We start from the raw sequence: 7,464 nt of genomic DNA on the forward strand, positions 1-7,464 counted from the left end.
CGCCGCGGTGGGGGGGGCACCGTGGCCACCCCCACCGCTCTCCCCGCCGGTGCGCCGTCAGTGCTTGTGGAACGACTGGCGCACCACACCCCCCACCAGCGCGCACCAGGTGGTGGTGCTGATCTTGCCGTTGGGCGGTAGTCCGTGCAGGCGCTGGAGGTCCTTCACCGCCGTGCGGGTGGCGTGGTCGTACTCGCCGGTCTCGATCACCTCGGCGTAGCCCTTGGCGGCGAGCATGAACTGCGCCGCGGCCACCGGGACGCCGGTGGACTTCTGGTCCAGCTCCGGGGCGAGGGTCTCCCAGGTCGGCGCGGTCAGCGTGGCGTCGACGTCGACCGGGATGCCGTTGCGTGCCTGCCAGTCCTGCACGGCGGCGACGGTGGCCGCGTCGAACACGCCGGTGACCGGCACGGTGTAGCCGCGGAACGTCAGCAGGCGCTGGGCGACCTGGACCACCGGGCCGCCGACGAAGCGCCAGATGTCCGGCCAGCGGCGGGCCGGCACGTCGCCGAGCCTGGTGCCGAGCTGCTTGAACACCGCGCGGCGCAGCGCCGGGAACTCCCGGTAGAACATCGCGCCCGGGCAGAGCGTGGCCCGGAAGTCCCAGTGGCCGAAGATGTCGTGGGCGTGCAGCCCGTACTGCCGGCAGATCGCGGCGCACAGCCGGGCGAGGGAGTCGAGCATTTCCTCCGGCGGCGTCTCGGTGACGTACGTGCCCTCGTTCTCGATGCCGATGGCCCGCCCGTTCTCGCCCGGGCAGTGCGCGGCGATCATCTGCCGGTCGCCGGCGCGCAGCCGGTCCAGGCTGCCGTGCCGTCCCTCCAGGACGTGGCCGCCGCGGCTGACGGTGAAGTGCTGCCCGGTGTCGGACCAGCCGTTGCCGTCCATGTGCAGGTCCTGGCAGTCGCGGGCGAGCTGCTTGGCGTGCTCCTCGGAGTAGTCCGTGACGTTCGGGAACGCCATGTGGTGCACGATGATCTTGTTGGTGGGGGTCGCGCTCACCGACAGCGGATCGGCCGGCGGGCGGGCGGCCCACTCGTCGCAACTGATGATCCAGTCGAGGTCCGCGCCCGGCGCGGCGTGCGCGGCGGCCGGCCGGACGAGCTCGCTCCCGACGACCGCGACCGCGGCGGCGCCGAGACCGGCCCGCAGCAGCGTACGGCGGTCCAGCTCGGGGTGGTCGAAGTGCATTCCGCCTCCTCGATGGCCCGGCCGGGGCCGGGTGATGTAAAGGAACTCCAACGGCTGCGCGCGAGGTGGAGAATATTGCCAAGGCGGCGCGGCGCGCCAGAGGACAAAAGCGACGTTCGCCGGGCCGCTCCTACCGCCGGAGTAGGCGATCTCACGTCCGCTGACCGGGATGGACCATGTCGCGTCGTGATCGGCCGTGGCAGCCTGGACCCGTGCAGTCGCCCAGCCCGGCCGGGATTCTCGTGCTCGTCGCGGTGCTCGCGGCCGCCACCGCGTTCGGCTGGTGGCGCCGCCGCCACGACGGGCGGCTGCGCGCCGTCCGGAAGCGCCCATCGGACGCCGCCGCGCCGCACCGGGCCACCCTCACCGCCCTCGGGGTACGCCCCGGCGAGCGCACGCTGGTGCAGTTCTCCGCCCCGGTCTGCGCGCCCTGCCGGGCCGCCCGCCGGGTCCTCGCCGACGTCGCCGCCCGCCTCGACGGGGTCACGGTGCTGGAGGTCGGCGTGGACGAGCACCTCGACGCGGCCCGGGAACTGGACGTGTGGCGTACCCCGACCGTGCTGGTGGTGGACGGCGCCGGCCGCGTCGTGCGCCGGGCCGCGGGCGTGCCCGACCGCGACGAGCTGATCGCCGCGCTCACCGCCGGGGCGGCCCGATGACCGGCGTACGGCTGACCCGCCGCCGGGTGGTGGACCACGGGCGGCTCGCCGCGAGCCTCTGTGCGCCGGTCCGTTCCGCCTGACCGACCGCCCCCGCACGAACGGACCCACCCCATGCTGCTCGACCCCCGGGGACCGCGCTTCGCCGCCGTCCTCACCACAGTCGTCCTCGCCGTCGTCCTCGTCACCGGCTCCGGGCTGCTCCTGCTCGCCCAGGCCGTCGTGTTCGCGCTCACCGCGCTCAACCCGCGCCTCGGGCCGTACGGCCTGCTGTTCCGCGCCCTGGTGGCGCCCCGGCTGGACCCGCCGGCGGAGCTGGAGCCGGTCGCGCCGGTGCGCTTCGCCCAGCTCGTCGGCCTGGTCTTCAGCGTCGTCGGCGCGGCCGGCTGGCTCGCCGGGATGCCCGCCCTCGGCCTGGCCGCCACCGGCGCGGCGCTCGCCGCCGCCTTTCTCAACGCCGCGTTCGGGCTCTGCCTCGGCTGCGAGGCGTACCTGACGATCCGCCGTCTGACCGGGCGGCCGCTGGCCGGCCGGGTGGCGGCGCCCCCACGCTGACCGTCCGCCCGTACGCTGGCCCCGGCGGATGGGGGAGGGGCATGGCAGGTCGCGCACGGCTGGACCGGCGCAGCGTGCTCGTCGCGGCGGGCGGACTCGCGGTGGCCGGGATCGGCGTGCCGGTCGGGCTGGCCGCCACGAACGACCGGCCACCGCCGCCCGCGCCGCGCGGACGGCGGCCGATCAGCATGGCGATGCACCTGCACGCCTCGTTCAGCGAGGGCGTGGCCAGCTACGCCGCCCACCTCGACCAGGCCCGCCGCAACGCCGTCGACGTGCTCTGGTGGACCGACCACGACTTCCGGGTCGCCGCCCACGACCACCGCCGGGTCGTCCACTTCGACGGCCCGGAGGAACGCGAGGGCGGGCTGGCCTGGACGTGGCAGCCGGCCACCGAGGGGCGGCTCACCGCGTCGGCCGCCGACTTCGTGGACGTCCCCGACGCCCCTGACGGTCCCGGCCGCGCGCTGCGCCTGGTCGCCGCCGGGACCGGCGCCCACTGGTACGCGGGCAAGGCGTGGAACTGGACGCACACCTCCAACATCTCCGACACCACGCTGCACCTCGACGTACGCCCCGAAGCCGCCGGCCGGGACGCCACGCTCACCGTCGAGATCGCGCTGTCGCACCACCCCGCCGGAACCGGCCGCCCCGCCGGGCAGCTCGTGCTGCGCTACCGCCTCGGCGGCGTCGACACGGTCCGGCACTCCGTCGACGGCCGTTTCGGCACCGTGGAGCGGCCCGCCCCGGCCGGCGCCTGGCAGCGGCACACGTTCGAGCTGCTCGCCGACGTGCGGCGGCTCTGGCCCGACCTGGTGGCGGGCGACAACTCGCTGCGCGGGCTGCGCCTCGGCGTCACGGTGGCAGAAGGCGCGCGCGGCGCGTACCTGGTGGACCGGCTCGTCTTCGACCGCGCCCGCCGGGCCGGGCAGGCCGGTGAGGAGATGCGCGCCGAGGTGCTGCGCGGCTACGACGGGGCGTACCCGGGCGTGACCCACCACCGCGCGTACGAGGTGTCGATGGTGCGGCACCTCAACTGGTTCGGAGGCGACGGCACGCTGCCGAGCTTCCCGTCCCCGCCGTACCGGGACAACGATGTCGAGGCCACCGAGAAGATGGTGCGGTTCCTGCACTCGCACGGCGGGGTGGTGTGCTGGAACCATCCGCTGGACACCGAACGCCGCGAGTCACTGGCCCGGCTGCTGGTCAGCCGCAACGCGCTCGGCGTCGACCTGATCGAGATCGGGCGCCGGCCGGTCGAGGACTACCTCTGGGCGTACGACGTGGCGGCCCGCAACGCGATCCCGCTGACCGCCGTGGGGGTCACCGACGACCACGACGGCACCGACTGGCGGGCCGGCCGGGACCGGAACGTCACCTCCGTCTGGGCGGCCTCGACCGGCCGTGACGACCTGGTAGCGGCGCTGCGCGCCGGGCAGGCGTGGTTCGCCGACCTGGCCGGTTACCGGGGCGCGCTGGACCTGGAACTCGGTGGCCGCAGCGGCATGGGCGCGCTCGCCGTGCTCGCCGAGGACCCCGTCACGGTGCGGCTGCGCGCCACCGACCTGCCCGCCGGGGCCACGCTGGAGGTGGTCACCGGCGACGTCGACCGGGCCGGTGTCGCGGACCCGACTCCGGCGGTCCGGGTCGGGCGGGTTCCGTGGCGGCAGTTGCGGGCGGGCTGGCACGACCAGCCGGTGCGCGTCGGCGTCGGCACGTACGTGCGCACCCAGGTACGCGACCGCGAGGGCGAGATCGTGGGCGCCAGCAACCCGATCTGGCTGCTCCGCACCCCTCCGCCCGCAGGCATCCCCCCACCCCGCCGCTTCTGACCGCCACCCTCCGCCTGTTCCGTCGATCATGAAGTTGACGGCGATGTCGGTCCCTTTTGTCCACGCCAACCTCATGATCAACGAGGTGAGGGTGGTTGCCGGGATCTGGTACTCGTGGCGGTGTGTCCGAAACCGACCACCTACCGCGCCGCGCCGTGCCGCGCGGGCGCCCGGCCGCCGACCGGCGGCCGGAAGCAGCCGTTGCGCCGATGGCCGGCCGCCCCGGCCCGGTGAGAATGACCAGCGAGGCGGCATCCGACACCCGCCCGTGGGACGCGGTGGAGTCTGTCGCATGAGCGGCTGGGAACTGTCCGGCTACACGCCGGTCCGCCGGCTCGGCGCCGGCGCGTCCGGCAGCGTCGTGCTCGCCACCCACGACCGGACCGGCACCCCGGTCGCCATCAAGTACCTGGTCCGCGACCTGGGCGAGGACTCGTCGTTCCGGACCGCATTCCGCGCCGAGGCCCGGCTGCTCGGCGAGATCGACGACCCGCACGTCAGCCGCCTCTACGAGTACGTGGAGAGCCCGCACGGCGCGGCCATCGTGATGGAACTGGTCGACGGCGTGTCGCTGCGCCAGATGCTGCGCGCGCACGGCCCGACCACGCCCGAGGCCGCGCTCTGCGTCCTCAAGGGCTCACTCGCCGGCCTGGCCGCCGCCCACGCCCGCGGTGTCGTGCACCGCGACTACAAACCGGAGAACGTGCTCGTCACCGGCGCCGGGCTGAGCAAACTCGCCGACTTCGGCATCGCCATGCCGGTCGGCCAGGGCTCCGACACGACTGTCTCCGGCACGCCCCGCTACATGGCCCCCGAGCAGTGGACCGGCGCCCCCGCCGCCCCGACGTGCGACGTCTACGCCGCCACCGCCACGTTCTTCGAATGCCTCACCGGCCGGCCCCCGTACCAGGGACCGGACCTGCTCTCGCTGCGCGACCAGCACGCCTTGGCGCCGATCCCCGCCGAGGCGGCGCCCCCGCCGGTGCACGAGCTGCTGCGCCACGGCATGGCCAAGCGCCCCGACGAGCGGCCCGAGTCCGCCGAGGCGTTCCTCGGCCTGCTGGAACAGGTGGCCGGCGCCGGCTACGGCCCGCAGTGGGAGGAACGCGGGCTGCGGGAGCTGGGCCGCCGGGCGGCGCTGCTGGCCGCGCTGTGGCCGTTCCCCGAGCGGGCCGAGGGGGCCACCGCCGTCGCCTACACCGAGGTGGCGGACACGGCGCTCGGCGCGCGCTCCGGCCGGCGCGGACTGTTCCGCAAGGGCCGCACCCGTACCGCGCTGGCCGCCGGAGCCCTGGCCGCCGCCGTCGTGGCCGGCGGCGCCGGCTACAGCTACGCCGCCAACGACGGCACCGACGCCGCCGCCCCCACCGGCCCGGCGAGCGCCGCCCCGGCCACCACGACCGCGCCCACACCGGACCCGACCGCCGCCGGGTCGCCGAGCCCGTCGCCGACACCCACCCCGCCCACCGCGTCACCGCCGCCCGCGCCGTCCGCCACCCCGGACCGGACCGGGTCGCCGACCCGCGCCGGCACGCCCACCCCCAGCGCGTCGCGCAGCACCACCCCGCCACCGCCGGACGTGACCGCGCCGGTCGTGGACGGGGTACGCGCCGACCCCGGCGAGCTGGACCCGAAGGGCTGCCCCTACGGCGCGAAGAGCAGCACCGTCACCGCCACCGTCACCGACGACCGCAGCTCCCCGGCCGCGCTGACCGTCACCTTCGGCTACACCCTCGACGGCGCCACCGGAACGGTCCGGATGGCCGCCGCCGGCCGCGGCGTGTTCACCGGCACGCTCGGCCCGCTGTCCTCGGCCTAGCGCAGTGCCCGCATCCCGATCCGGGTCACCGCCGCCGACGCCGCCGGCAACACGACCACCTCGGCGTCACCGGTGTACGTGACGCTCTACCACGACTGCACCCCCGGCTAGGAGTACGACAGTGCCCGCTGCCCAGCACCGCATCCCGTTCCGGGGACGTCCGGCGTGACCCGGCCCGACGAGCCCACCGAGGCGCTGCCGACCCGCGCCCTGCCGGTGACCCCGCCCGGGGACGCCGATGCCGCCGAGCCGACAGTCCACCTCGTCGCGCCCCGCGCCGCCGCCGAGGCGGAGCCGACCGTTTCTCTGTCTGCGGTGAACGGCGAGCCGACGGTGCCGCTGTCCGTGGACGGCGCGGAGCCCACTGTGCCACTCGCCCGGCCGGAGGTGGACCGCTCGCCAGATGCCGAGCCGACCGTCCACCTGAGTCCGGCTCCGGCTCCGGCAACGGCTCCGATTCCGGCCCCGGGCACCGTGACCGGGCAGGCGACAGTGCGTCCGCGGCCGGCGCCGCCGGCCAGGGGCCCGGGCGTGGAGCCGACCGTCTCGTGGCAGCCCACCGGGGTACCGCATGGGCACCAGGCCGGCGGGCCGCCGGCGGCGACGGGCGCCGGGGCGTACCCGGATCGGACCGTGGGCGCGCGGGCGCCCAGCGGCGTCCCGGCGCCCGCGCCCGGCGGCGAGTTGCGCTTCGGGCCGGGCGTGCCGGTGACGCCGCCGCCCGCGCCGCCCTGGCCGACCGCGCCCCCGATCCGGCCGCGACCGGTCTGGCGGCGTGTCGTCTCGGTGCTGTCCACGCTGCTCACCGCCGCGCTGCTGCTCACTGTCGGCCTCTACCTGTGGCAGCGGCTGCGCCCGATGGAGGTCGAGCAGGTGTCGGTGGCGGCGAACCGGCCGGCCGGTGTCGCGTGCGACGTGACGGTGGACGTGGTGGCCACGGTACGGACCAACGGGCGCGCCGGAACGATCCGCTACCAGTGGTTCCGCTCGGACGGCCCGCCCGGCGCGGTGCTCACCGAGCGGGTCGGCAGCGGGCAGCACACCGCGACCCTCACCCTGGAGTGGACGTTCTCCGGAGTGGGCACGACAGTCGGCACGGCCACCGTCACCATCATCGAACCGGCGCCGATGCCGGCCGGCACCCGCGTCAGATACCGCTGTCCCGGCGGCTGACCGCGTTTCCCCGCGCGCGGGTCCGGGTAGCCCCACCCGAACAAACCTGGACCACGTACGTGGAGGCCCTTCGATGAGAGACAACTTCGGGGACGCGGTGGGCGACGCGTTCCGTTCGGTGATGCTGTTCCTGCCCAAGGCGGTCGCGTTCGTCGCGATCCTGATCGCCGGCTGGCTGATCGCCAAGGCCGTGCTGAAGCTCGTGGACAAGGTGCTGGAGCGGGTCCACTTCGAC

Annotated in this window: 6 protein-coding genes and 1 pseudogene; 6 read left to right on the forward strand and 1 reads right to left on the reverse strand. The window is 75.6% G+C overall.

The window, feature by feature from the left end:
* Positions 1-57: 57 nt before the first annotated feature.
* A complete protein-coding gene (locus tag KBX39_RS17520; protein WP_210871559.1) occupies positions 58-1,191 on the reverse strand; it encodes an N-acetylmuramoyl-L-alanine amidase in 1,134 nt (377 codons plus the stop codon).
* 212 nt (positions 1,192-1,403) lie between these two features.
* On the opposite strand from KBX39_RS17520, the gene KBX39_RS17525 reads away from it, so the two are divergent.
* The 6 genes and pseudogenes from KBX39_RS17525 to KBX39_RS17550 all read left to right on the forward strand — a co-directional run.
* Complete coding sequence (locus KBX39_RS17525) at positions 1,404-1,850, forward strand: thioredoxin family protein (protein ID WP_233607907.1); 447 nt, start codon at positions 1,404-1,406, stop codon at positions 1,848-1,850.
* A 114-nt stretch (positions 1,851-1,964) separates the two neighbouring features.
* Complete coding sequence (locus KBX39_RS17530; RefSeq protein WP_043323868.1) at positions 1,965-2,405, forward strand: DUF4395 domain-containing protein; 441 nt, start codon at positions 1,965-1,967, stop codon at positions 2,403-2,405.
* A 41-nt stretch (positions 2,406-2,446) separates the two neighbouring features.
* A complete protein-coding gene (locus KBX39_RS17535) occupies positions 2,447-4,237 on the forward strand; it encodes a hypothetical protein (RefSeq protein WP_210871561.1) in 1,791 nt (596 codons plus the stop codon).
* Between the two features lie 292 nt (positions 4,238-4,529).
* Complete coding sequence (locus KBX39_RS17540) at positions 4,530-6,056, forward strand: serine/threonine-protein kinase (protein WP_247660314.1); 1,527 nt, start codon at positions 4,530-4,532, stop codon at positions 6,054-6,056.
* Between the two features lie 165 nt (positions 6,057-6,221).
* On the forward strand, positions 6,222-7,229 hold the full coding sequence (locus KBX39_RS17545) for a hypothetical protein (RefSeq protein WP_210871563.1): 1,008 nt from the start codon (positions 6,222-6,224) through the stop codon (positions 7,227-7,229).
* Positions 7,230-7,302: 73 nt separating this feature from the next.
* Positions 7,303-7,464 (forward strand): annotated as a pseudogene (locus KBX39_RS17550) (hypothetical protein); the annotation flags it as partial.

Origin of the sequence: Micromonospora sp. D75, assembly GCF_018070405.1 — a bacterium.
In the GTDB taxonomy this organism is placed as follows: Bacteria; Actinomycetota; Actinomycetes; order Mycobacteriales; family Micromonosporaceae; genus Micromonospora; species Micromonospora chalcea.